The 23,757-nt window shown below is 44.7% G+C and carries 23 protein-coding genes; 18 read left to right on the forward strand and 5 right to left on the reverse strand.

The features are described 5' to 3' along the window. Nucleotides 1-63: 63 nt before the first annotated feature. Entirely contained in the window at nucleotides 64-1,788 is a 1,725-nt protein-coding gene (gene cydD, locus ACRRQV_RS12925) for a thiol reductant ABC exporter subunit CydD (protein ID WP_432531718.1), read from the forward strand. After that, nucleotides 1,785-3,491, forward strand: coding sequence for a thiol reductant ABC exporter subunit CydC (gene cydC / locus ACRRQV_RS12930; protein WP_432531506.1), 1,707 nt, complete (start codon nucleotides 1,785-1,787; stop codon nucleotides 3,489-3,491). Before cydD ends, cydC begins: the two co-directional genes overlap by 4 nt. A 76-nt stretch (nucleotides 3,492-3,567) precedes the next feature. On the opposite strand, the gene ACRRQV_RS12935 is transcribed toward cydC, so the two are convergent. Then, complete coding sequence (locus tag ACRRQV_RS12935; protein ID WP_432531508.1) at nucleotides 3,568-3,798, reverse strand: hypothetical protein; 231 nt, start codon at nucleotides 3,796-3,798, stop codon at nucleotides 3,568-3,570. A gap of 197 nt (nucleotides 3,799-3,995) precedes the next feature. Here ACRRQV_RS12935 and ACRRQV_RS12940 point away from each other — a divergent pair, with 197 nt between their 5' ends. The 3 genes from ACRRQV_RS12940 (at nucleotide 3,996) to ACRRQV_RS12950 (ending at nucleotide 6,904) form a co-directional block, all read left to right on the forward strand. Next, complete coding sequence (locus ACRRQV_RS12940) at nucleotides 3,996-5,015, forward strand: fatty acid desaturase (RefSeq protein WP_432531510.1); 1,020 nt, start codon at nucleotides 3,996-3,998, stop codon at nucleotides 5,013-5,015. A 156-nt stretch (nucleotides 5,016-5,171) separates the two neighbouring features. Further along, a complete protein-coding gene (locus tag ACRRQV_RS12945; protein ID WP_432531512.1) occupies nucleotides 5,172-6,305 on the forward strand; it encodes a sensor histidine kinase in 1,134 nt (377 codons plus the stop codon). Further along, entirely contained in the window at nucleotides 6,305-6,904 is a 600-nt protein-coding gene (locus ACRRQV_RS12950; protein ID WP_432531514.1) for a response regulator, read from the forward strand. Before ACRRQV_RS12945 ends, ACRRQV_RS12950 begins: the two co-directional genes overlap by 1 nt. Nucleotides 6,905-6,937: 33 nt before the next feature. On the opposite strand, the gene ACRRQV_RS12955 is transcribed toward ACRRQV_RS12950, so the two are convergent. Beyond that, nucleotides 6,938-7,306, reverse strand: coding sequence for a DUF2188 domain-containing protein (locus ACRRQV_RS12955; RefSeq protein ID WP_432531516.1), 369 nt, complete (start codon nucleotides 7,304-7,306; stop codon nucleotides 6,938-6,940). A 115-nt stretch (nucleotides 7,307-7,421) separates the two neighbouring features. On the opposite strand from ACRRQV_RS12955, the gene putP reads away from it, so the two are divergent. The 3 genes from putP (at nucleotide 7,422) to hflX (ending at nucleotide 11,199) form a co-directional block, all read left to right on the forward strand. Next, nucleotides 7,422-8,942 carry a sodium/proline symporter PutP gene (gene putP, locus ACRRQV_RS12960; protein ID WP_432531518.1) on the forward strand — a complete coding sequence of 507 codons (1,521 nt, stop codon included), beginning with the start codon at nucleotides 7,422-7,424 and terminating at the stop codon, nucleotides 8,940-8,942. 172 nt (nucleotides 8,943-9,114) lie between these two features. Beyond that, nucleotides 9,115-9,846 (forward strand): VOC family protein, encoded by a 732-nt coding sequence (locus tag ACRRQV_RS12965; RefSeq protein ID WP_432531520.1) that lies wholly within the window; start codon nucleotides 9,115-9,117, stop codon nucleotides 9,844-9,846. 81 nt (nucleotides 9,847-9,927) lie between these two features. Next, nucleotides 9,928-11,199, forward strand: coding sequence for a GTPase HflX (hflX, locus tag ACRRQV_RS12970; RefSeq protein WP_432531522.1), 1,272 nt, complete (start codon nucleotides 9,928-9,930; stop codon nucleotides 11,197-11,199). Between the two features lie 111 nt (nucleotides 11,200-11,310). On the opposite strand, the gene ACRRQV_RS12975 is transcribed toward hflX, so the two are convergent. Then, nucleotides 11,311-13,029 (reverse strand): ABC transporter ATP-binding protein, encoded by a 1,719-nt coding sequence (locus ACRRQV_RS12975; protein ID WP_432531524.1) that lies wholly within the window; start codon nucleotides 13,027-13,029, stop codon nucleotides 11,311-11,313. 246 nt (nucleotides 13,030-13,275) lie between these two features. Here ACRRQV_RS12975 and ACRRQV_RS12980 point away from each other — a divergent pair, with 246 nt between their 5' ends. The 7 genes from ACRRQV_RS12980 (at nucleotide 13,276) to ACRRQV_RS13010 (ending at nucleotide 19,339) form a co-directional block, all read left to right on the forward strand. Continuing rightward, nucleotides 13,276-14,151 (forward strand): DUF6612 family protein, encoded by an 876-nt coding sequence (locus tag ACRRQV_RS12980; RefSeq protein ID WP_432531526.1) that lies wholly within the window; start codon nucleotides 13,276-13,278, stop codon nucleotides 14,149-14,151. A gap of 217 nt (nucleotides 14,152-14,368) precedes the next feature. Continuing rightward, a complete protein-coding gene (locus ACRRQV_RS12985; protein WP_432531720.1) occupies nucleotides 14,369-15,319 on the forward strand; it encodes an ABC transporter permease in 951 nt (316 codons plus the stop codon). After that, a complete protein-coding gene (locus ACRRQV_RS12990) occupies nucleotides 15,312-16,262 on the forward strand; it encodes an iron chelate uptake ABC transporter family permease subunit (protein ID WP_432531528.1) in 951 nt (316 codons plus the stop codon). Before ACRRQV_RS12985 ends, ACRRQV_RS12990 begins: the two co-directional genes overlap by 8 nt. Further along, a complete protein-coding gene (locus ACRRQV_RS12995; protein WP_432531530.1) occupies nucleotides 16,259-17,020 on the forward strand; it encodes an iron ABC transporter ATP-binding protein in 762 nt (253 codons plus the stop codon). The genes ACRRQV_RS12990 and ACRRQV_RS12995 overlap by 4 nt, the downstream gene beginning before the upstream one ends. Before the next feature lie 18 nt (nucleotides 17,021-17,038). Then, nucleotides 17,039-17,992 (forward strand): siderophore ABC transporter substrate-binding protein, encoded by a 954-nt coding sequence (locus tag ACRRQV_RS13000; protein WP_432531532.1) that lies wholly within the window; start codon nucleotides 17,039-17,041, stop codon nucleotides 17,990-17,992. Nucleotides 17,993-18,188: 196 nt separating this feature from the next. Continuing rightward, nucleotides 18,189-18,497 carry an antibiotic biosynthesis monooxygenase family protein gene (locus ACRRQV_RS13005; RefSeq protein ID WP_432531534.1) on the forward strand — a complete coding sequence of 103 codons (309 nt, stop codon included), beginning with the start codon at nucleotides 18,189-18,191 and terminating at the stop codon, nucleotides 18,495-18,497. Nucleotides 18,498-18,748: 251 nt separating this feature from the next. Beyond that, complete coding sequence (locus ACRRQV_RS13010) at nucleotides 18,749-19,339, forward strand: phosphatase PAP2 family protein (protein WP_432531536.1); 591 nt, start codon at nucleotides 18,749-18,751, stop codon at nucleotides 19,337-19,339. 49 nt (nucleotides 19,340-19,388) lie between these two features. Here the strand turns inward: ACRRQV_RS13010 and ACRRQV_RS13015 are convergent, their stop codons facing one another. Next, entirely contained in the window at nucleotides 19,389-20,672 is a 1,284-nt protein-coding gene (locus tag ACRRQV_RS13015) for an ammonium transporter (RefSeq protein ID WP_432531538.1), read from the reverse strand. Nucleotides 20,673-20,684: 12 nt separating this feature from the next. Continuing rightward, a complete protein-coding gene (locus ACRRQV_RS13020; protein ID WP_432531540.1) occupies nucleotides 20,685-21,026 on the reverse strand; it encodes a P-II family nitrogen regulator in 342 nt (113 codons plus the stop codon). A gap of 133 nt (nucleotides 21,027-21,159) precedes the next feature. Between ACRRQV_RS13020 and ACRRQV_RS13025 the strand changes: the two genes are divergently transcribed. The 3 genes from ACRRQV_RS13025 (at nucleotide 21,160) to ACRRQV_RS13035 (ending at nucleotide 23,712) form a co-directional block, all read left to right on the forward strand. Beyond that, the gene (locus ACRRQV_RS13025; protein WP_432531542.1) at nucleotides 21,160-21,804 is read left to right on the forward strand and encodes a uracil-DNA glycosylase; all 645 of its coding nucleotides are present in this window, start codon (nucleotides 21,160-21,162) and stop codon (nucleotides 21,802-21,804) included. 100 nt (nucleotides 21,805-21,904) lie between these two features. Then, nucleotides 21,905-22,714 carry a zinc transporter ZupT gene (gene zupT / locus ACRRQV_RS13030; RefSeq protein WP_432531544.1) on the forward strand — a complete coding sequence of 270 codons (810 nt, stop codon included), beginning with the start codon at nucleotides 21,905-21,907 and terminating at the stop codon, nucleotides 22,712-22,714. 53 nt (nucleotides 22,715-22,767) lie between these two features. Further along, a complete protein-coding gene (locus ACRRQV_RS13035) occupies nucleotides 22,768-23,712 on the forward strand; it encodes a DUF4003 family protein (protein ID WP_432531546.1) in 945 nt (314 codons plus the stop codon). Nucleotides 23,713-23,757: the final 45 nt, after the last annotated feature.

The following is a 23,757-nucleotide window of genomic DNA, read 5'->3' on the forward strand; positions in this document are numbered from 1 at the left end:
GCCAACGGATTTTTACTGCGGATGCTTTATAATGGAGGCATGATCAGCAAAGGGGAGAATGGCATGATCGAGTTGAAAAAAATGGCGTATGAACGAAAAAATATCATCGCATTTTTAGTGGCGGCTTCTGTTTTAAAAGGCTTAGCAATCATTTGGCAAGCGTTGTTTTTTGTCTGGATAGCAGACAGCGTTTTTCTGAAAAACCGGCCTTTTGAAGATGTCCTTCCACTTTTAGGTGGCCTTTTGGCGGCGATCATCCTGCGCGCAAGCAGCGGCTATGCCATTGGCAGAATAGGTGTCCACCTCGCCGCAATAGTAAAAGGCGAATTACGAAAAAAATTAATCAAAAATTTCGCTGAGAATCCGCTTCAAGCGTCAGTGCATGGCCAATCGGGCCAGAAAGTAAGCTTGCTTTTGGATGCGGTTGATGAAGTTGATGGCTTTTTCAGCAAATACATTCCTCAAATGATGCAAAGCTACACCATTCCGTTGATGATTCTCGGCGTTATTTTCTACCTGCACTGGACAACGGCCGTTATTATCTTGATCACGGCACCGTTTATCCCGGTTTTCATGGCCATCGTCGGCAAACGGACAAAAGAAAAAGCAGATGAAAAAATGGAGCAGCTGGGTCAGTTTTCCGGAACGTTCTTGGATGTTTTGCAAGGGCTGACGACGCTTCATTTATTTGGCCAAGCCGACAAGCAAAAAAAAGTGATTGAAAAAAGCAGTCTGTCGTTTCGGGATGCGACCATGGCCGTGTTAAAATCGGCGTTTTTGTCGTCGTTGACGCTTGAGTATATTTCCATGCTTGGCATTGGCATCATTGCGCTCGAAATTGGCTTGCGCCTTGTCGTTTTCCAAAACATTACATTCTTTACGGCATTTTTCGTAATGATTCTAGTGCCGGACTTTTTTAACCTGTTAAAAGATTTCGGAAGTGCGTTCCATACAGCGCGCGGCAGCGTATCGGCTGCGAAGCTAGTATCCGAAGAACTTTCAAAAGAACAACAGCCGGTTAAGTGGGGCGAAAAAATTCTGGCATCTGAACCGCCGCATCTCACATTAGAGCAAGCAGCGTTTCAGTATCATGAAGGATTTGCCTTGAATCCGGTAAATGTTGAAATTCCGCCTTACAGCAAAGTGGCGATTATCGGGAAAAGCGGATCCGGGAAGACTACGCTTCTGCATATGATTGCTGGGTTGTTGCCTCCTTCGGAAGGCCATATAAAAGCCAATGGCACCCCGCTTGAACAAATCAGCGAAGCATCGTGGTTTGATCAATTAAGTTACATCTCTCAGAATCCATACCTTTTCTCTGGCACGATCAAAGAAAACATCGTTATTGGCGCCAGCCGGGAAACCACAAATGAAGAAGTGATCGAAGCAGCGGAAAAAGCGGGGATTGGAGAATTGGTCCGCTCGCTCAAAAATGGCTTTGATACGCCGATCGGTGAAGCAGGCCGCGGGTTATCGGGCGGAGAAAAGCAGCGGATCGCTTTGGCCCGTGCCTTTTTGAAAAGGCCGTCGCTGATTTTATTCGACGAACCGACGACCGGGCTCGATTTGCGGACGGAACAGATTTTGCAGCAGTCGATAGCGGAACTTGGGAAAACGGCGACCGTCCTTACTGTGGCGCACCGTTTGCATACCATCAGCCAGTCGGATCTTATTTTCTTTCTGGCAGAAGGCCGGCTGTCGGCTGTCGGTGGACATGAGGAATTGATCGAAAGCCATGGCCCATATCGTGAAATGCTTGCGGTGCAGCAAGGAGGAGTTAGAGGATGAGTGAATTGAAATCCATCTTGAAACTAACGCTTGTCGAGAAAAAAGATGTAGCGCTTGCCATTTTCTTCGGTTTTATCGCAGGCCTTGCCGGTGTGGCATTGCTTGCTTCGAGCGGTTATTTGATTTCAAAAGCTTCTTTGACCAATCAAATCACGACGCTTGTGGTCATGGGCGCTTGTTTGAAATTGTTTGGATTTGTTTCCGCAATTAGCCGTTATATGGAAAGATTGTATTCTCACCGGGCGACGTTTACGATGCTCAGCAATTTGCGCGTATCCTTTTTTGAAAAGCTGTCTCCGCGGGCGCCTGGACTGTTCCAACGCTACAGAAGCGGCGATTTGCTGGCGCGCATCATTGGAGATGTCGAAAGCCTTCAAAACTTTTTGCTGCGCGTGTTTTACCCGCCGGTTGTTTTGGCGCTCGTTTTTCTGAGCACGATCTTTTTCACGTCGTTCTTTTCCATTTACTTGGCACTCGTTCTGTTTGCAGGCTTTGTGTTGACGGTCATTTTCATTCCGGCCTTTTTTGCCTTGCGAAAACAACGCATGGGCTCCAAGGTGCGCGAAAGCCGGGCTATTTTTTCGACGGAAGCGACCGAATTTTTATACGGTTTCCGGGAACTGAAAATTTACCGGCAATTGGAACAAAAAGAACAGCAGCTTGAGCGGTTGGCCGATACGTATTTAGCCGATCAAAAAAAGGCAGGGCTTGGAGAAAACTACAGCCAGTCCGTAAATGCTTTTGCCGCGCTACTCGTTTCTTGGTTAGTTCTTGGGCTTGGCGCCTATTTTGTGGCAACAGGCGAATTGGATGGATTGTATTTGGCGATGCTAGTCATGCTGTCAATCGGCTTGTTTGAAAACGTAACGCCAATGGCAGCATTCCCCGCTTATTTTGAAGAAAGCCGAAAAGCGGCAAAACGATTGGATTCAGTAGTTGCTGAACCGCAGCAAAGAGGCGGAACAAAATCGGTTTCAACAGCTGTGCCTCCAATAATCGCGGAAGGGCTTTCCTTCATTTATCCAGATGAAGAACGCCCGGCACTGGCCGATGTGTCTTTTCGATTAATGCCAGGGTCCAAAACGGCGATTGTTGGCCCAAGCGGCTCCGGGAAATCAACGCTCATGCAAGTGCTGCTTGCGATTCTTCAGCCAAGCAGCGGCTCGCTGCATATTGGCGAAACTTCAATTGAACAATTGGACAAAGAAAAATTGTGGAAGCAGTTAAACGCTGTGCTGCAGGAAAACCATTTCTTTTTTGGCACTATCCGAAGCAATTTGCTTTTAGCCAATGAATCAGCGAGTGACGAGCAGATGATGGATGTTTTAAACACAGTGGAACTGAGTGCGTTTTCGTTGGCTGCGAAAGTTGAAGAAAAAGGACGGAATTTATCGGGCGGCGAAAAGCAGCGGCTTGCGATTGCCCGCGCTATGCTAAAAGGCGGGACAGTCTGGCTGCTCGATGAGCCTGTTTCTTCTTTGGATAGCATTACTGCCCGTGCGGTTTATGCCCGCCTTTTTGAACAAGGCCAAAGCGATACGTTTGTTGTCATTAGCCATGACTTGTCTGGTCTTGAACAAATGGACCAGATTCTTGTGATGGAACAAGGGCGTATTGTCGAAGCGGGTTCTTACGATACGCTTATGGCGAAGAAAGGGTATTTTTACGGTTTGAAACAAATTGAAAAAAGCGTGTTTGCCTAATGAAAAACAGGGTGGCGGAAGCTGTGCAGTTGAAGTTCACAGTTTTCGCCATCCTGTTTTTTTATTTAAACTCGTTCTATTTAAGGAGCAGATCGTGTTCTCTTTTAGCATCTTCCAGTTTCATTTGTTCGAGTTCCAGCCGCATCTTTTGGGTTTCGATGACAAAGTTTTCGTGCTTTAATCTCTCAAGTTCCAGTTCGCTTTCAATCCTTTTGGTTTTCAGTTTGGTTTGCGTCTGTAAATGGGAGGTGATGATGCCAGCGAGCGGTATGGAAAATATCATTATGACGGCTATCAGCCCTGTCATGCTGTTCACTCCTCTTTCGAATTTTCTGATTTCTTACAGTATACCCGAATTCATTAAAATAAAAAGCTGGAAATGCTAAAAGATATGACAACTGTCATGTCTAAACTAGACGTTTATGTCTTTTTTGGCCGTCTTTTTCTCTTTATTATAAGGGTAAGAAGTTATTCGGGCAGAAAAGCTCGTTTAAGGAGGAAGACATGAGCAGAGAAAAAACAGCACAACTACGTAAATTTGTCGCGCCTTTTGAAAAAGCAGATGTAAAAGCAAGTGTCAGACAATTAATTAACACCATTCCACCGTTCATATTATTTTGGTTCTTAGCTTATCAGGCACTAGATGTATCGATTTGGTTAACAATCGCTTGTTCAATTGTAGCAGCAGGGTTTGTTATTCGGACGTTTATCATCTTCCATGACTGCACACACGGATCATTCTTTAAAAATAAAAAAGCAAATGCTGTAGTAGGAACTATAACTGGAGTTATGACGTTGTTCGCTTACGAAAAGTGGAAACGTGAACACTCGATCCACCATGCTTCAAGCGGCAATTTAGACAAACGCGGTGTCGGCGACATCTGGGTTATGACAATTGAAGAATACGTAGAAGCATCTAAATGGGAGCGGTTCAAATACCGCATGTACCGCAATCCGCTTGTTATGTTCGGGTTCGGGCCATTGTTCTTAGTTTTGGTATCAAGCCGTTTCAACCGAAAAGATGCACGCAAAAAAGAACGCAATAACACTTACTTGATCAATTTCTTGCTAGTGGCCATTTATTCGCTTTTAATTTGGGCCATCGGCTGGCAGGCATTTGTCATTGTTCAAGGAACGACAATGTTTGTAGCAGGGGCATTCGGAATTTGGTTGTTCTATGTTCAACATACTTTCGAAGATTCCTATTTTGAAGACGAGAGCGAATGGGATTACGTAAAAGCTGCAGTAGAAGGAAGCTCGTACTACAAACTTCCAAAAGTGCTTCAGTGGGTAACTGGAAATATCGGTTTCCACCACGTCCATCACTTGAGCCCAAGAGTTCCAAACTACAACTTGGAAAAAGCTCATGAATCGACTCCACCGCTTCAGCAAGCAACAACCATTACTATCAAATCAAGCTTGAAGTCTTTGCGTTATAAAGTATACGATGCGAAAAACAAAACATTCGTTACATTTAAAGACATCAAACACTTGTTAAATGATCGAAATACAGCAGTTGAATAACTAACATAGAAAAAACCATTCCTCGCTGAATGGTTTTTTCTATGCCGATTTCGAACATTTGTCCACTGCTTGTTTTAGGTAGACAGGGCAACTGCGCTTTTCTTAATAGTTTGATATGATGAATTATATATAGTATCGAATGCTAAGGAGGAGCCTATGCAAAATTGGTATCAAATTTTCCCTAAAAACCCATGGCTCAGTCTGTATGCATGGGTGGCATTTTGCGTTTTGCCTTTCTTTTTTATTTTCCGGTCTTCTTCGCTTACAGAAATTGCCATTGGAATTTTATCGCTAGGGCTCTTTTTCTTGGCGTACCGGCTTTCGTTCAATTCCAAAACTGGTTTTGTTTATGTGTGGATCAGTGTGAAAATGGCTATCAATATCGGTATGACGTTTTTATTCGGTTATGTGTATCTTTCGTTGTTCTTGGCATTTTTTATTGGAAATATCCGCAACAAAGTCGGATTTTTTATTGTCTATGGGATCCATATCGGAACAGCGATTCTTGCAATTATTTTTGGGATCATGGAACACGGGGAACTATATAGGACCCAATTTCCGTTTGTCCTGCTTACAGTTATTGGAGTCATTCTATTGCCATTCAATACGTATAACCGCAACAAACGTGAAAAGCTTGAAGGCCAGCTGGAAGATGCCAATAAACGAATTTCCCAGCTGATGATCATTGAAGAACGGGAGCGCATCGCCAGAGATTTGCACGATACGCTTGGGCAAAAACTTTCGCTCATTGGGCTGAAAAGCGATTTAGCCAGCAAATTGGTGCTGCGTGATCCGCAAACTGCAGTAGAAGAAATCAACGATATTCGGCAAACGGCCCGAACGGCGCTAAAAGAAGTTCGGGAGCTCGTTTCGAATATGCGAGGGGCCAGGCTTCAAGATGAATTGATCCGCATTCAGCAAATATTAAAAGCGGCAGATATTGATTTTATTTTATATGGCAATGCCCAGCTTACGAACACACCGCTGCTCGTGGAAAATGTACTGAGCATGTGTTTAAAAGAAGCAGTTACCAACGTAGTGAAGCATAGCGAGGCGACGCGCTGCAGCATTTTGGTCAAACAAACGGCGGAAGAAGTGCTTGTCCAAGTTCAAGACGACGGCATCGGGATGCCAGAAAGCCATACCCACATTCAAGGGAATGGGCTCGCCGGCATGCGGGAGCGGCTTGAGTTTGTTAATGGCATATTGGACATCAAGACAAGAGAAGGCACGATTTTAAACATTCGCGTTCCCAACGTCATTCTTTATAGCACAAAGGAGGAAACGTAATGATACGTATTGTCTTAGCGGAAGATCAGCGCATGATGCTCGGAGCGCTTGGCTCACTGTTGGATTTGGAAGATGATATGGAAGTGGTCGGCAAAGCGGCAAACGGGGAAGAAGCGATTTCGCTTGTCGAGAAGCTGCAGCCGGATATTTGCATTATGGACATCGAAATGCCGATGAAGAGCGGTTTGGATGCTGCGGAAATATTAAAAGACCAACCGTGCAAAATCATCATATTGACGACGTTTGCAAGGTCCGGCTATTTTGAACGTGCCCGAAAAGCGGGAGTGAGCGGCTATTTATTGAAAGACAGCCCAAGTGAAGATTTAGCTGCTTCGATTCGCTCTATCATGGCAGGAAGACGCATTTATGCCCCCGAACTGGTAGATTTAGCGTATGGGGATGACAATCCATTGACGGAGAGAGAGCAAGAAGTGCTGAAACTCGTGGCGGACGGCAGAAACACGAAAGAGATCGCAAGCGAACTCTACATCACGACGGGAACGGTCCGCAATTACATCTCGACGATTCTGGATAAATTGGAAGTCGGCAACCGCATCGAAGCAATTTCGCGGTTCAAAGAAAAAGGTTGGTTCAAGTAAAATCCCGCTGCATGTGCAGCGGGATTTTTGCTTTTAATTTTCTTTGTATAAAGTTTGTTCCAACGTACCGTCTTCTGTGTAAATGTGCAGTTCACCATTGTTTTTATTGACGTAGCGTTTGGCTTCGCCCATCAGCTCTTCTTTTGTTTCTTCGATTAAAATCGCTTTTTTGCTGTCTTTTTTCTTAAGCTGCCATCCTTCGTCGTGGGATTTGATTTCATAAATCGGCTGTTCTTCATCTCCGTGAACGCTTTTGCGTGCGCGATCGAGTGCTATTGGAATGGCGCGTCCTTCTTCATATCCATCCCGAAGAAGCGCATTTGCGATTTCGATCGCTTTGCCGCGTACCTCTGTGTTCAAATTTTTAAATGAGTCCGGATAATTTTCGTTGCTCCATGGCACAATGATCGCCTCCTTGCTTTTCTTTTCCCCCTTCCAAAGAAGAATAAAACCAAAAAATACCTGTAGACATGGATAAAGAACCTGTTACACTAAAAAACGGAGGGGGAGAAAAAACATGACAGATTCAGTTTATCAAATTATAGCTTTGACCATATACATGGCGGCTATGCTGTTTATCGGATGGTATTCATTCAAAAAAACAGCCAATTTAACAGATTATATGCTTGGAGGAAGGGGACTTGGAGCAGCTGTTGGCGCATTGAGTGCCGGTGCTGCGGATATGTCCGGATGGTTATTGATGGGATTGCCGGGTGCTATTTATGTAAGCGGTCTCGTGGAAGCCTGGATTGCGATTGGTTTAACAATCGGAGCTTATTTAAACTGGTTCTTCGTAGCTCCACGCTTGCGCGTGTATTCATTTATCACAAAAGACTCAATTACGATCCCGAGCTTTTTAGAAAACCGTTTGAAAGATACTTCTCGATTATTGCGTGTGGTTTCCGGAATTATTATTCTCGTATTCTTTACATTCTATGTATCTTCCGGAATGGTTGCGGGCGGAGTGTTTTTTGTTAGCTCATTTGGCCTTGATTACCATCTTGGTTTAGTGATTGTTTCTGGAGTTGTGGTTGCGTATACACTATTTGGCGGTTTCCTTGCTGTAAGTTATACAGATTTCGTGCAAGGCTTAATGATGTTCTTAGCCTTGATCGCTGTACCGGTTATCGGTATTTTTGTGACAGGCGGCTTTAGTGAAACCGCTGCCAGCATCCGCGAAGTGGATCCGGCACTTTTAAACTTCACGACTGGCGCATCACTTGTAGGCGTTATTTCGGCAGTTGCATGGGGCCTTGGTTACTTCGGCCAGCCGCATATCATCGTCCGTTTTATGGCTATTAGTACATTAAAAGAAGTGCGTCAAGCACGCCGCATCGGTATTAGCTGGATGATTTTAAGCTTGGGCGGTGCAGTTGCTACAGCATTAGTAGGGCTTGCTTACTTCCAGCAAAACCCGGGTGCAACTTTGGAAGATCCGGAAGGCGTCTTTATCGTTTTAGGGCAAATCTTCTTCCATCCATTGATTGCTGGATTCATGTTAGCGGCTGTTCTGGCAGCGATCATGAGCACAATTTCTTCTCAGCTGATTGTAACGTCATCAGCATTGGTGGAAGACTTGTATAAAATTGCATTCAAAAAAGCTTCTACGGACAAACAATATGTAACACTTGGCCGTTTGGCTGTATTGGTTATTTCCTTAATTGCCGCTGCGTTGGCATGGGAACAAAATGCAACAATTTTGGATTTGGTTGCTTATGCATGGGCCGGTTTTGGTGCTGCATTTGGACCGCTTATCTTGTTGTCCTTGTTCTGGAGAAAGTTGACAACTTGGGGCGCTCTTGCAGGTATGGTGGTTGGTGCGGCAACGGTTATCATTTGGGATTCCATCGGTACGGTGGCAACAGATGCTGGCGCTACTGCGACGACTAACTTTATCGGCAGCGTTTACGAAATCATTCCAGGATTCTTCCTGTGCTTGATCGTTACTGTAGTGGTAAGTTTAGTTACTTACAAACCAAACAAAGAAATTACGGCTGAGTTTGATGAGACAGAACGTCTGATTAAAGAGAAAGCGTAAATTTAACGAATAAAAGGCTTCAATTTCCGTGGACGAATGGAAATTGAAGCCTTTTTTCTTTATGTGGTGTTTGTACTTCATTTGAATGCCGGCAACAGTACATTCGTTAAAGGAGTCTGCTCCTGTTATGGCGAACGGTATAAAGAACTTTGGTATAAGGGAGAGGGAAAACATGTATTTGGATCATATTGTGCATTTTACAAAAGAATCGCCGCAGGCAGCCATGGATTTCTGGAACCAACTCGGATTTCCAGCTGTGTTAGGCGGCCAACATATAAAGTGGGGAACACATAATGCATTGTTTTACTCGAAAAACAGTTATGTGGAGTGGCTCTCGTTGGAAAAACCAGAAATTGCGGAACAAGCGAATCATCCGCTGACGGCTTTGCTGCTTCATGACAAAATAGGATTCGGAACGATTTGCCTTCGTACCAATGCAATTGACCAAGTGGATAGCCGGTTAAAAGGAGAAGGATTTAAAACGTCGGGCGTCATGAATGCCGAACGCCGGACGCAAGAAGGCAAGCTGATTCAATGGAAAATGCTTTTTGTTAAAGAAGCGGTTTCCGATCAATTGCCCTCGCCGTTTTTTATTGAATGGCAAGAAGACGATTTAACGAGAATTGAAAACTTAAAGAAAAGTGGAGCGATTCAAGCGGAAAACGAACAAATGAAAGTTGAAAAATGCATTTTTGGTGTGTGGGATGTTGAAGCAAGCAGTGAGAAATGGCAAACGTTATTAGGCGGCGAACTGCTGCTGGCCAATTGCCAGATTGAATTCAAGCAAACCGAACAGGAAAAAGAACGATTGGAACAAGTGATATTTGAAGGCGGCAGCCGGCAAGTGAGTTTTGAAGAAGGGGTTTACTGGGTACCGGAAAAAGGGAATAATTTAGTAATGTAATTGCAGTGGGACTCCAAAGGCTTGAACAGCAGCAACAAAGTTTTGGCAGACATTCCCCTTACTGAATAGGAGGATAAATAGATGGACATATTAGTTGAAAAAGCAATATTGGTAGGCGTGCAGCTTCAAAAAGATCTCCATTTTGAGTATGAAATGGAAGAGCTTCGGAACTTGGCGGAAGCTTGTGAAGTGGAAGTGGTGGGCGAGATTACGCAAAACCTAGAGCGCATTAACCCTTCGCATTATGTAGGAACCGGAAAAGTGGATGAAATCAAAGCGCTTTACGAAGAGTCAGGAGCCAATTTGGTCATTTTCAATGATGAGCTAGGCCCATCTCAAATCCGCAACTTAGAAGAAGAACTGGAATGCAAAGTTATCGATCGCACTTTGCTGATTTTGGATATTTTCTCACGCCGGGCAAAAACACGTGAAGCGCAAGTGCAAGTCGAATTGGCACAGCTCCAGTACATGCTGCCGCGTTTAGTCGGCTTGCGGGCATCTCTTGGGCGCCAAGGAGGAAGCAGCGGAGGCGGCTATCAAAACCGTGGTGCCGGTGAAACGAAACTCGAGCTTGATAGACGGAAAATTGAAGAACAAATATCTAAGCTTTACAAAGAACTCGGCCAAATCAAAGACCAGCGCGTGACACAGCGGAAACAGCGGCAAAAAACCGGGGCGCCCGTCGTTTCGCTGGTTGGCTATACGAATGCTGGGAAATCTACCATCATGAACGAATTGCTGACGAAATCAGGGCAGCATGAAGACAAACAAGTTTTTGAAAAAGACATGCTGTTTGCTACGCTCGATACCTCAGTGCGCCAAATTCGGTTAGAAGACAATAAGTCGTTTTTATTGGCAGATACCGTCGGGTTTGTCAGCAAGTTGCCGCACCACTTAGTAAATGCATTCCGCTCTACGTTAGAAGAAGCACGCAACGCCGATCTTCTGCTGCACGTTGTGGATGTTTCGCATGAAGAATATCGCCACATGATGGACGTGACGAATTCAACGCTCCATGAAGTGGGTGTTGAAAATATCCCGACGCTTTATATTTACAACAAAGCCGATTTAGCGGGCATTCCGCATCCTAAAGTAACAGGCGATTCGTTATGGATTGCAGCCAAAGAAGACAGCGGCCTTGATGAGCTGCTGGATCTAATCAAGCGGCGCATTTTTGCAGACCACGTTATGTGCCGGATGATCCTGCCGTTTGAACGCGGAGACATTGTTGCGTATTTGAATGAAAATGCGACAATTGAAGAAACTGAGTACGAGGAAAATGGCACCCTGCTAAAAGTGGAACTGAGCCGTGCCGACTACGATCGATTTGAAGAATTTGTGATAGGGAGATAAGAAAGAAAGGACGCTACTCTGTAAACAGAGTGCGTCCTTTCTTGTTGTTGAAATTTTGATCGTCAATGCTTTTTTGTCGCAGATAAGTATGCCTCCCCTCAGGAGGCATACTTATTGTTGGAACTGAATCCGGTGCAGATTTGCAAATATGCCATTGTGTTCAAGCAGTTCGCTGTAGCCGCCTTGCTCGGCGATGCCATCTTCTGTGACTACGATGACGCGGTCTGCGTCGCGAATGGTTGCTAGGCGGTGGGCGATTATTAGCGTCGTGCGATTTTCGGCCAGTTCAGACAGCGCTTCTTGGATGACACGTTCAGTTTCGGTGTCGAGTGCGGAAGTGGCTTCATCCAAAATTAAAATTGGCGGATTTTTTAAGAACATGCGCGCAATGGCTAAGCGCTGTTTTTGGCCGCCGGATAATTTTAATCCGCGTTCACCGATTTGCGTTTCGTAGCCTTCTGGAAGCTTGGAGACGAAATCTTCTAAATGGGCTTTTCTTGCTGCAGCTAAAATTTCTTCATCGCTGGCATGTTGTTTGCCATATGCAATGTTTTCCCGGATAGTGCCGGTGAACAAAAAGACATCTTGCTGCACGATGCCGATATGGGAGCGAAGCGAGTGTTTGGTCATATCGCGAATGTCGATGCCATCGATCGTAATGGCGCCTTCTTGAATATCATAAAACCTTGGAATGAGCGAACAAATGGTGGTTTTGCCTGCACCAGACGGTCCGACAAAAGCAATTGTTTCACCGGCTTGCAATGTTAAATCAATGCCGTTTAATACTTTTTTATGGTCGTCGTAGCCGAAATGGACGTTTTCAAAATGAATATCACCTTTCAAACCATCAACAGCAACTGCGTCTTTGCGGTCCAAAATATCCGGCTCTTGGTTGATTAGTTCGCGGAAGCGGCCAAAACCTGCCATGCCTTTCGGATACAATTCCAATAAGGCACTGATTTTGTCGATCGGTTTGATCAAGACATTTAGAAACAATACAAAGCTGACCAGTTCCCCGTACGTCAAATCTCCTTGGTAATTGAGCCATGCTCCGTATACAAGGACGATCAGCGTTAACAAGCGCGTCATCATGTAAATGCTGGAATGCGTCGCCGACATGACTTTATAAGCCACTAGTTTTGCCAAGCGAAACTTGTCATTGTCTTTTTTAAAGCGGTTGATTTCAAATTCTTCATTGGTGAAAGACTGGACGACGCGTGCTCCTGAAACGCTGTCTTCCACCCGCCCGTTAACATCGGCGATTTTGCCATACATGCTGCTCCAGGCGTGGTTCATCTTGACGTTGCAGTAAGTGATGAGCCAAATGAGGAATGGAATAACAATCAGAGTGACCAGTGCAAGATTCGGATTGATCCAGAACATGATGCCGAAAGCGCCGAAGAAGGTCATGATGGCGATGACGAAATCTTCCGGTCCGTGGTGGGCAAGTTCTCCGATGTCAAACAAATCATTGGTCACGCGGCTCATGATATGGCCGGTCTTTGTGTTGTCGAAAAAGCGGAAAGATTGGCGCTGGACGTGCGTGAACAATTCTTCCCGCATATCGGTTTCGATATTGATGCCGAGCTTGTGGCCCAAATAGTTCACGATATACTGCAAAAACGTGCTCAATAAGAAGACAGCCAACAGCAGCACGCTGACGGTAACAATGGTGTTCCACTCGCCGCTCGGCAATAAAACGTCAATAAACCATTGAACAGCGACTGGGAAAGCAAGTTCTAAAATCGCTACTGTAATAGCGCTTGAAAAATCAATGATAAACAGCCGTTTGTGCGGCTTATAATAGCTGAAAAAATGCTTTAAATTCAAAAACTTCACCTCATATTTTTTATTGTCTATAAACCTGGCACTTAATTATCAGATCTTCTGCCAACGAGATTTTCCGGCTCTTCGTACGCCGTTTAATAGGCAGGTGCGCCAACGCTTTTCTTGCCACAATGAAAAGTATAATCGAAAACCGCAAAATAAACGATTGAAACTTCTCCACTGAATATTTTATTTTGAAACTTTTGGCAATTCGCTTCGTATTATATAGTAGGAAAAACATAGGAGAGGATGAGCAATTTGAAAAAATGGATGGCAGTTATGGGCACGGGGTTTTTGGCTTTTGGATTGGCTGCTTGCAACAGTACGGCGGAACCGGTAGGGAATTCAGGAGACAAGAACTCCGAAAAAAACAGCGAGTTGACGTTGCAAGAAGTCTTTGCGAAGTCGACAGAGGCTTCCGAAAAAGTTAAAAGCTTGCATGCGGATATTTCGACCAATCAATTGATGGCCATGGGGGCAGAAGGCATGGAAATGGAAATGAACATGGATATTGGCATGGACATGACAATAGATCCATTGGCTTTCTATCAGACCATGGAAACGACGATTTTATCTGAGGATATTGAAAATGAAAATCCGCTGGCTATGGAAATGTATTACACAGAAGATGGATTGTTCACGTATGAACCGACAATGGATGCGTGGGTGAAAATGCCGGCAGAAAGTTTGGGAGAGATAGAGGATTTGATGAGCCAAGAATCAGCTGATCCATCCGAACAATTAGACCAGCTTGCTGCGTTTCAAGACGATTTCAGTTTTGAACAGTCAGCAGACGAGTACATTTTGAAATTGGATGCATCAGGAGATGAGTTCAAAGCTTTGCTTGATAGCCAATTAGACCAAGTGATGGGACAAATGGAAATTGAGGCGCAGTCGCTTCTTGAAGACATGGTGATCCATTCGGCTAATTTTGAAATTTTCATTGATAAAGAAACCTTTTTGCCAAACAGCATGAACGTTCAAATGGATATGGATATATCGATCGAAGGCGAGACGATGAATACGAAATCCGATGTCAAGACGACGTACAGCCAATACGATAAAATTGACGCCATCACTGTCCCTGCAGAAGTTTTGGATAACGCTCAAGAACTCTCTTACTAATAGTACAGATGAAAGAACATGCCTTAGTGCATGTTCTTTTTTCGTTCATTTTTGTCTGAATATTGAAGGGAATGTGATTGTTCTCATCTAAGTGAAAATAATTCTCAGTTATTCGTTGACTCTTTCATTCAACATGCTATACTAAAACTTGTGCGGCAGTGATAATCATTATCACTGCCGCGCATAGAAAAACGATAGGCAAGGATGATAGGCAGTGATGAAAAAACGTTTTTTAATACCAGCATTGATCATACTGTCGTTCGCATCATTGTTTATCGGCGTCAGCAGTATCAGCGTGATGGATTTATTGGATTTCCAATCTGAAGAAACACAAATATTCCTCATCAGCCGTCTGCCAAGACTGGTAGCGATTTTGCTTGCGGGTGCTGGTATGAGTATGGCAGGACTCATTATGCAGCAGTTAAGCCGCAACAAGTTTGTGTCTCCGACAACTGCAGGCACGTTGGATGCGACACGGCTTGGGATTCTCGTTTCGATGCTGTTGTTTGCAAATGCATCGATGCTTGAGAAGATGACACTGGCATTTGCATTTGCGCTTGCAGGTACATTTCTCTTTATGCAAATTCTAAACCGCATCAAATTTAAAGATGCCATTTTTATTCCGTTAGTCGGGATGATGTTCGGCAACATTTTATCTTCTATTACAACCTTTTTTGCTTACCGTGCAGATGTTATTCAAAATATGTCTGCTTGGCTGCAAGGCGACTTTTCGATGATTATGAAAGGAAGCTACGAACTGCTGTACATTAGTGTTCCGGTATTTATCATCGCTTACCTTTATGCCAACCGCTTTACTGTAGCGGGTATGGGGGAAGATTTCTCCAAAAACTTAGGTTTGAAATACCGAAGCGTTGTCAATATCGGGTTGGTTCTTGTGGCGTTGATTACGGCGACAGTCGTGTTGACCGTGGGAGTCATTCCGTTTCTCGGATTGATCATCCCGAATATCGTCTCGATCTTCAAAGGCGACCACTTGCAGAAAACCTTGCCACATACGGCAATGCTTGGAGCCATTTTCTTATTGCTTTGCGATATTTTAGGAAGAGTTCTCATTTACCCATATGAAATTTCCATCAGTTTAATGGTTGGGGTCATTGGAAGTTTTATTTTCCTCTTCTTGTTGTTTAGGAGGAAAGCGTATGCGTGATTTACATAAACTGATGATTCTTATCGGTTTAGCGGTACTTGCTTGTGGTCTTTATTTGTTCCATGATTTGAACGGCAGTTTCGATTATGCGCTGCCGCGGCGAGGGGTGAAGGTATTCGCCATGGTGCTGACCGGCGTAGCGATTGCTTATGCAACGGTCGTGTTCCAAACGATTACCCATAACCGTATTTTAACGCCGAGCATCATGGGGCTCGATTCGCTTTACATGTTGCTTCAAACCTTGTTGATTTTCTTTCTTGGCTCCGACCACGTCACGATTATCAACAAACAAGTCAACTTTATCTTATCGATCGGGGTCATGGTGGTATTCGCTTTGCTGTTTTATCAGTTCCTCTTTAAAAAAGGCGACAAGCCGATTTACTTTTTGCTGCTTGTCGGAATCATTTGTGGAACGTTTTTCTCAAGCATTTCCACATTCCTGCAAGTGTTGATCGATCCGAATGAATTCCAGATTGTACAGGATCGGATGTTTGCAAGCTTTAATAATGTTAATGCCGATTTGGTGTGGACATCGCTTATCGTCATCGGCGCACTAGTCATTTATGCTTGGCGCCATAACAACTCCTTGGATGTTTTGTCGCTTGGCCGTGATACAGCGGTCAACCTCGGCGTCAATTACGACTACTTGGTTAAGTTCATGCTTGTGCTGGCAGCGATGCTGATAGCTGTCGCAACTGCACTTGTCGGACCAATTACGTTTTTCGGTTTGATTGTCGCCAATTTATCTTATCAGTTCTTTAAGTCCTATAAACATTCAACGATCATTTTCGGTGCCATCGTCATCAGTGTGATTGCACTGGTCGGCGGACAGTGGGTAGTGGAGCGAATCTTCACTTTCAATACTACGTTGAGCGTCATCGTTAACTTCATCGGTGGAATTTACTTCATCTATCTACTATTAAAGGAGAGTCGGTCTAAATGATACAAGTTCGTGAATTGACAAAGCTTTACGGAAAGAAACAAGTTGTAGAAAACGTCACGGTCGATATCCAACACGGTAAGATCACTTCGTTTATCGGACCGAACGGGGCGGGTAAATCGACGCTTCTTTCCATGGTCAGCCGGCTTCTCGATGCCGATACAGGTGAAGTATTGATTGATCAAACCAATTCCAAAAAGATGAAATCGAATGAATTCTCAAAACGTGTATCGATCTTAAAGCAGTCAAACTACATGAATGTTCGTTTGACCATTCGTGAACTTGTCTCATTTGGGCGCTTTCCCTATTCGAAAGGCCGCCTCAATGATGAAGATGAAAAAATGGTGGACCAAGCTATTGAATACATGGATTTAAAAGACATGGAGCATTCCTATTTAAACGAGTTGTCCGGAGGCCAGCGCCAGCGCGCGTTTATCGCCATGGTCATCGCCCAAGATACCGACTATGTATTGTTGGACGAACCGTTGAACAATTTGGACATGAAGCATTCGGTCCAAATCATGAAAATTTTGCGCCGGTTGGTTGATGAACTTGGAAAAACCGTTGTTATTGTCCTTCACGATATCAACTTCGCTTCGGTCTATTCCGATCGGATCGTCGCTTTAAAAAACGGCCGGGTGGTCAAAGACGGAACAACGGATGAAATTATTCAAAGCGATGCTTTAAAAGAAATTTACGACATGGATATCCCGATTCAGCAAATGGATAATTGCCGAATTTGTGTTTACTTTAATTCATAATAAAAGGAGATGGAATAGATGAAGAAATTATTGCTTTTAACATTCACATTAATGATGGTTGCTTTTCTTGCAGCTTGCGGATCTAGCGCTTCAGAAAAAACAACGGCGGCTGAAAAACCTTCAGAAGAAAAAATGACGGTAACACATGAACTTGGGGAAACAGAAATTTCGAAAAACCCGAAAAAAGTAGTCGTGTTTGATTTTGGTGTGTTGGATTCATTGGATAAGTTAGGCCTTAGCGATTCAGTTGCAGGCGTACCGCAAGAATCATTGCCTGCTTACTTGGAAGCTTATGGAGATGAAGCAAAATACGAAAACGTGGGAACGTTGAAAGAAGCGGATTTTGAAGCAATTAATGCCATGAAACCGGATTTGATCATCATTTCTGGCCGCCAAGCGGAAATGTACGAAGAATTTGCGGACATTGCTCCGACAATCCATATGGCAGTTGATACAAACAACTACATGGAATCATTTACTGGGAACATGACGCTTCTTGGTGAAATTTTTGGCAAAGAAGACCAAGTTAAAGAAGAGTTGGCAACCATTGATAAAGAAATCGAAGGTGTAAAAGAAGCGGTAAGCGCTTCTGATGAAAAAGCATTGATTTTATTGGCGAACGAAGGCAAAGTCAGCGCGTATGGCAAAGCTTCACGTTTCGGCATTATCCATGATGTATTTGGCGTACCTGCTGCAGACGAAGGAATTGAAGCTTCGACTCATGGCCAAAGCATTACATTTGAGTATGTGCTGGATACGAATCCAGATATGATCTTTGTTATCGACCGCAATGCCGCAGTAGGCAACGATGCAAGTGCGAAAGATTCGTTGGAAAATGAATTGGTGCAAAAAACAAACGCTTATAAAAACGATAAAATCATCTACTTGGATCCAGATTTCTGGTACCTATCAGGCGGCGGGCTCGAATCAGTCAGCCAAATGGTAAAAGACATCGAATCTGCATACAAGTAAGAAAAGCGGAAGCGGCCGTTCAGCTCTGGGAGACTTAAGATGAACTTCCGAAGCGGAGCTTTTTGCCGCATAGGAAGGACAGTTTAAGACCGAAGGGTTGCCCGCTGGGGTCTAGACAAAAATTTTACGAATACTCAGCGGGCTGTTTTCCGCTGAGTATTTGTTTTATAGAAAGAAAACAAAAGGAGATATGAAAATGTTTGTACAAATGAAACGCTTTGTTGTTAAAGAAGGAACTTCAGACCTTGTGTTGAATCGCTTCTCAGGACAGACTAAATTGGCTGAGCAGCCAGGATTTATCGACCGAACAATTCTGAAGAAGAACGTACGCCGCGGCGACGAGGAAGTCATTCTTTACGTCCGCTGGGAATCTGAAAGTGACTGGAAAAATTGGGAGAAGCATCTCGACCATATCGCAGGCCATAAAGCCAATATCGGAAAACCAAAACCCGATCATATTCTTGAATCTTCTCAAGATACCTATCATGTGCATGCAATGAAATAAAGAAAAGGCGGACTTTTAGCAGTCCGCCTTTTCTTTATGCGTAAAATCTAAATCAGTTGAATTAAGGAATTAGCAACTGCGTGAAAGTACGCTGCTCCTGCGCAAGCTCGTCGCCAAAGAAGGTCCCAAATCCTTTTGGTCCTTCTTTGGCTACCGTTTTCTTCGGGCAAGATAAGAAAGTAGGTTATAATGAAATCAAAGTTCGTGTAAAGGGGGCGGAGGCCATCAAACGATTTTTCTATCCGCTTGGGATGGCGACGTTAATTTGCTTTTTTGCAATTCTCATCAGTTTTCCAAGCGAGCAATTTCGGCAAATCGATCAATCGGCATACAATTTGCTCGGAGAAAATGCTTTTGTAGATAGCTTGTCTATTTTGGGAGAACCATGGGTGATTTTACTTGCTAGCATTCTACTCATACTTTACTTATGGCTTCATCAGCAAAATTACCGGGGCATGCTGTTTGTGTTTTTTGCGGTTGGGGTGGGCAATGCGTTAAATCAAGGATTAAAGCGTTTGTTTGACAGGGAGCGCCCGAACTTGCCGCACGGGCTGGACAGCTACAGTTTCCCGTCGAACCATGCGATGGTTGGTTTATTGTATTTGTTCACAATCGCGTATTTTCTGACTGAGCGCCTGGAATCGAAAATGGGAAAATGGCTTGTCTGGTTGGCAGCGGCCGGTTTGGCGCTCGGTGTCGGTACTTCTCGCATTGCCGGAGGCGAACATTATTTCTCAGACGTTTTGGCCGGCTGGTGCGCAGGCTATTCGCTATTTGTCGCCGTTGCCGTGTGGTATGAAATGCGCGAACGTTTTTTCAAAAAACATATGCAAAACAACTAAAAGGGCGCTCCCGAAAATATTCGGGAGGCCCTTTTAGTTAATGGAGCTTTTATAATTTTTGAACGGAAGGATCTTCGCCTAATTGATTGAGGCGCGCCGCAAAACTTTGATCAGCAGCAGCGCCGGTTCCCCGGAAAACATCTTGCATGGAATACGCTTGAGATCCGTGTTCTGTAAAGTCGAGGCCGGTTTCTTCTTCATCTGCAGAAACGCGGAGCGGCAAAAACAAGCTGATGACAAAAAGGGCAAGGCCGGCAGTGAGCGAAGTCCAGGCGACGACAGCTAAGATGCCAATCGTTTGAATGCCTAAAATTTCAGCGCCGCCTCCGTACAAAAGGCCGCCGGTTGTATCGAACAAGCCAATAGCAAGTGTTCCCCAAATGCCGACAATTCCGTGGACGGAAATCGCCCCGACTGGATCGTCGACGCGTATTTTCGAATCGAGGATCCGGACGCTTTCGGTCATCACGATGCCTGCAACCAGCCCGATTACCATAGAGCCGAGTAGCGAAACGTTGGCACAGCCCGCCGTGATGCCGACCAAACCGCTTAACGCACCATTCAATGTAAGGGAAGCGTCAATTCGTCCATAGCGGAAGCGGGTGTAAGCGGCTGTTGCCAAAACGCCTGCGGATGCTGCGAGAAGGGTTTTGGCGATAATCGGCGGCACTAATGCCGGATCTGCAGCCAGTGTACTGGCGCCGTTAAAGCCGAACCAGCCGACCCAAAGGATGAAAACCCCGAGAGCTCCGAGCGGCAAATTGTGGCCGGGAATCGAGTTGACTGTTTTTCCGGAATATTTGCCGATGCGCGGCCCGATTTTCCAAGCAGTGACAAAAGCGGCAACGGCACCGGTCAAATGAACAACAGTCGAACCGGCGAAATCAATAAACCCGAGTTGCGACAACCAGCCGCCGCCCCATACCCAATGCCCGACTACAGGATAAATAATGGCGGTCATGGCAACAGTTAATAAAAGGTAAGAAGACAGTTTCATGCGCTCAGCAACAGCACCTGAAATGATGGTAGCGCAAGTTGCGGCGAAAACAGCTTGGAAAACGAAAAATCCAATGTCATCCCGGCCAAGCAGAGCAAAACCTTCAGAACCAATCAGGCCAAAAGCGGAAGGGCCGAACATAAAGGCGAAGCCGATAAAAAAGTAAAGAATGGAACCGATTGCTACTGTCAGCAAGTTTTTCATTAAAATATTTAGTGTGTTTTTCGAACGGGTAAATCCGGTTTCCACCATCGAAAAACCAGCGTGCATAAAAAATACCAAAATAGCGCCCAGCATTACCCATAACATATCAACAGAACTTTGAACTGCTTCCATTTGATTTCCCCCTTATCCGACGGCGACAGCGCCGCGCTCTCTTGTTCGAATGCGAATGGCTTCTTCGACTGGCAAGATGAAAATTTTTCCGTCTCCCACTTCTCCGGTAGCGGCATGTTGCAGCAGCGCTTCAACGATGTCTTCAACTTTGCTGTCTTCCACCACCATTTCAAGTTTCAGCTTTGGTGAAAATTCCATGGTATAGGCATTGCCCCGGAACAAGCCGACTCGGCCTTCTTGCTTGCCGATTCCGGCTATTTCGGTGACACTTAAACCATCGATGCCTTCAAGAGCCAAAGCTTGCCGAACGTCTGCAAAAACAGAATGGCGGATAATGGTTTCAATTTTTTTCATGTAAGCTCCTCCTTAATGTTAGGTTTTATAACATAATAGTCAAACTATTCGATTAATGCAAGCTTTTATTTAATTTTATGTTAGGAAAACTGACATAGAACTAACTACTAATTTACTTAGAGGTGATTTAAAGATGTATACCATTTCAAAAGAACTGGCAGCTTTAGGAATGAAACGCATAGAAGGCTATCCCGTAGAAGGGTTTGTCCGAGGCAGAGGGCCGAAGCGGCCAGCCTTGATGCTGGTTGGAGAAGCGCCAGGAGAAAATGAAGTGCAAACGGGCATCCCGTTTACCGGCAGGGCCGGAAAAGAACTGATGGCTTCTTTAGAAAGCGTTGGGTTAACGAGAGAAGATGTCTATATAACGAGTGCGGTTCGGAGCCGGCCGTACAAATGGGGCCAGAAAAAAGAACGGAATGGCGATATAACAGAACGGAAATACAATAGGGCGCCTACGAAAAAAGAAATTATTGCCCATGCGCCCATTTTAGATACGGAGATCCGGGATATTCGGCCGCCGGTCATTGTGACGCTTGGCAATGTCGGACTGCAGCGCCTCATAGGGCCGCATGCAAAAGTCACCCAGCTCCATGGCGTATTAATGGAAACGCCAATTCTCCTTTGGGACGAAGAAACACAGAAATTCAAACTGTCGGAAGAAAGTTACCACATTTATCCGACATTCCATCCGGCTAGCGTGTTTTATAACCCGCCTGTTAGGGCATTAAAAGATGAGGATTGGCGAAAATTAGGGGAACTGCTAAAAGTGAAGAAATAAACAAATAGTCGAATATCTTTCTCGATTGAAAAATGTTGCTCTAAGGAAACTTTTAGCGTACAATAATTTTAATCAAGCAGAATGGAAAGTGGATGAGTCTATGGACAGTACGGTTTTATTTGCATTGGGATTGACTTTATTTGCGGGGCTCGCAACGGGGATCGGCAGCCTCATCGCTTTTTTTGCTTCACGGACTAATACTAAGTTTCTTTCCGTTTCGCTGGGGTTTTCAGCCGGTGTCATGATTTATGTATCGATGATCGAAATTTTCTTTAAAGCAAAAGATTCATTGACGAATGCGCATGGCGAGACAATCGGCTATTGGTTGACGCTTGCAGGCTTTTTCGGCGGAATGATTTTTATGGCATTTTTGGACCGCATTTTGCCGCAATTGGAAAATCCGCATGAAGTGAAGACGGTAGAAGATATGGACGCGGGACCGACAAACGACCAATACGCACATTTGCGCAAAATGGGGATTTTTACGGCTCTTGCTATCGGCATACACAACTTTCCGGAAGGAATCGCGACGTTCATGTCGGCTATACAAGATCCGGATTTGGGGATCGCCATTGCAATTGCCGTCGCTATCCACAACATACCCGAAGGAATCGCCGTTTCTGTGCCGATTTATTATGCCACGGGCAGTCGAAAAAAGGCGTTTCAATACAGCGTGCTGTCGGGAATTTCCGAACCAATCGGAGCAATTGCGGCTTGGTTGATTTTGATGCCGTTTATGAGCGATACAATGTTTGGCGTCATTTTTGCGGGCGTCGCCGGAATCATGGTGTTTATCTCGTTGGATGAACTATTGCCGGCAGCGAAACGCTACGATGAAGCCCATCTCTCCATTTATGGTTTGGTAGCGGGCATGGCAGTGATGGCCATCAGCCTTGTCTTGATTGTCTAAATGAAACCAACGCCTCCTTGTTCCGTATACTATGGAACAGGGAGGCGTTTTTCATGGACATTAAATTGATGGAAGAAACGTTTAGCGAAATATCAAAAAAGTTAGGGTGGGCGGTAGACAAGCGCATTGCCTTATCGGTCACCAATTTTTATTTGACTCAGACTACGGGATTCCAAGCAGAAGAACATGAGAAGGCTTCAAAAACGATCAAAAAATCAGAAGGCTGGTTTTCTCCGCTGCAAGCGCATATGCACCATATTGCAGCCGCGTTTTTGGCGATTAGCCAAGAAGATCCGGAAACGGGCTTGAAAGCTTTGAATGCCCGCCAGCAACAATTAAACGATGGCGGATTCAGCAAAAGCGCTTATACGTATTTGGCCGCATTGCTGATGCAGGAAGGCGATGATGTCAAGCGGGCGAAACTTCTTTATGAAGAGATGCGAAGCCACCATAAATTTTTAACTTCTCAAGAAGATGTGCCATATGCGATTCTTTTGAGCAGGCAAGAAGGTGCTATTGCAGAACGGGCGGCTACTATGAATGCTTACTACAAAGACTTGCGGGAGCAAGGGTTTACGATGGGCAACGATTTGCAATGGCTTTCCCAGGTTATGACCTTCAACTCTCCAGTATACGACCCGAAAGTTGTGGGAAGAGTATTGGCACTAAAAGAGTTTTTCAAAAACGAAGAAATTAAAATACGGGCTTCCCATTATCCTGTCATCGGATTTTTGGCTGTATCGGAAGCGGAAGGGCCGGCATTAATGGAAATTGTGGAAAACACAAAACTGCTGAAAGAAACAAAGCTCTATCGCTGGTTTCCGGATATGGTGTTTCCGACAGTGGTCCAGTATGCCATGAAAGATGCAGAAGATGTTCGCGGCCTCTCGAATGCGGCATTTTCTACGTCGCTGGAAATGCTGATGCAAGCCCAGCAAGCAGCCATGATGGTAAGCGTCAATGCTGCTATAAGCGCTTCGAATAATAGCTCGAATTAAGAGAAGTTTTTTGAATAGTGGAACATTTCTTGGCCGCTTGTCACC

The sequence above is a fragment of the Planococcus sp. YIM B11945 genome (assembly GCF_050864155.1).
GTDB lineage: Bacteria > Bacillota > Bacilli > Bacillales_A > Planococcaceae > Planococcus.

Excerpts from the sequence above, each read along its gene's own strand:
- cydD (WP_432531718.1), top strand. The coding sequence starts at position 64 with ATGATCGAGTTGAAAAAAATGGCGTATGAACGAAAAAATATCATCGCA.
- cydC (WP_432531506.1), top strand. The coding sequence starts at position 1,785 with ATGAGTGAATTGAAATCCATCTTGAAACTAACGCTTGTCGAGAAAAAA.
- ACRRQV_RS12935 (WP_432531508.1), bottom strand. The coding sequence starts at position 3,798 with ATGACAGGGCTGATAGCCGTCATAATGATATTTTCCATACCGCTCGCT.
- ACRRQV_RS12940 (WP_432531510.1), top strand. The coding sequence starts at position 3,996 with ATGAGCAGAGAAAAAACAGCACAACTACGTAAATTTGTCGCGCCTTTT.
- ACRRQV_RS12945 (WP_432531512.1), top strand. The coding sequence starts at position 5,172 with ATGCAAAATTGGTATCAAATTTTCCCTAAAAACCCATGGCTCAGTCTG.
- ACRRQV_RS12950 (WP_432531514.1), top strand. The coding sequence starts at position 6,305 with ATGATACGTATTGTCTTAGCGGAAGATCAGCGCATGATGCTCGGAGCG.
- putP (WP_432531518.1), top strand. The coding sequence starts at position 7,422 with ATGACAGATTCAGTTTATCAAATTATAGCTTTGACCATATACATGGCG.
- ACRRQV_RS12965 (WP_432531520.1), top strand. The coding sequence starts at position 9,115 with ATGTATTTGGATCATATTGTGCATTTTACAAAAGAATCGCCGCAGGCA.
- hflX (WP_432531522.1), top strand. The coding sequence starts at position 9,928 with ATGGACATATTAGTTGAAAAAGCAATATTGGTAGGCGTGCAGCTTCAA.
- ACRRQV_RS12980 (WP_432531526.1), top strand. The coding sequence starts at position 13,276 with ATGAGCAATTTGAAAAAATGGATGGCAGTTATGGGCACGGGGTTTTTG.
- ACRRQV_RS12985 (WP_432531720.1), top strand. The coding sequence starts at position 14,369 with ATGAAAAAACGTTTTTTAATACCAGCATTGATCATACTGTCGTTCGCA.
- ACRRQV_RS12990 (WP_432531528.1), top strand. The coding sequence starts at position 15,312 with ATGCGTGATTTACATAAACTGATGATTCTTATCGGTTTAGCGGTACTT.
- ACRRQV_RS12995 (WP_432531530.1), top strand. The coding sequence starts at position 16,259 with ATGATACAAGTTCGTGAATTGACAAAGCTTTACGGAAAGAAACAAGTT.
- ACRRQV_RS13000 (WP_432531532.1), top strand. The coding sequence starts at position 17,039 with ATGAAGAAATTATTGCTTTTAACATTCACATTAATGATGGTTGCTTTT.
- ACRRQV_RS13005 (WP_432531534.1), top strand. The coding sequence starts at position 18,189 with ATGTTTGTACAAATGAAACGCTTTGTTGTTAAAGAAGGAACTTCAGAC.
- ACRRQV_RS13010 (WP_432531536.1), top strand. The coding sequence starts at position 18,749 with ATGGCGACGTTAATTTGCTTTTTTGCAATTCTCATCAGTTTTCCAAGC.
- ACRRQV_RS13015 (WP_432531538.1), bottom strand. The coding sequence starts at position 20,672 with ATGGAAGCAGTTCAAAGTTCTGTTGATATGTTATGGGTAATGCTGGGC.
- ACRRQV_RS13020 (WP_432531540.1), bottom strand. The coding sequence starts at position 21,026 with ATGAAAAAAATTGAAACCATTATCCGCCATTCTGTTTTTGCAGACGTT.
- ACRRQV_RS13025 (WP_432531542.1), top strand. The coding sequence starts at position 21,160 with ATGTATACCATTTCAAAAGAACTGGCAGCTTTAGGAATGAAACGCATA.
- zupT (WP_432531544.1), top strand. The coding sequence starts at position 21,905 with ATGGACAGTACGGTTTTATTTGCATTGGGATTGACTTTATTTGCGGGG.
- ACRRQV_RS13035 (WP_432531546.1), top strand. The coding sequence starts at position 22,768 with ATGGACATTAAATTGATGGAAGAAACGTTTAGCGAAATATCAAAAAAG.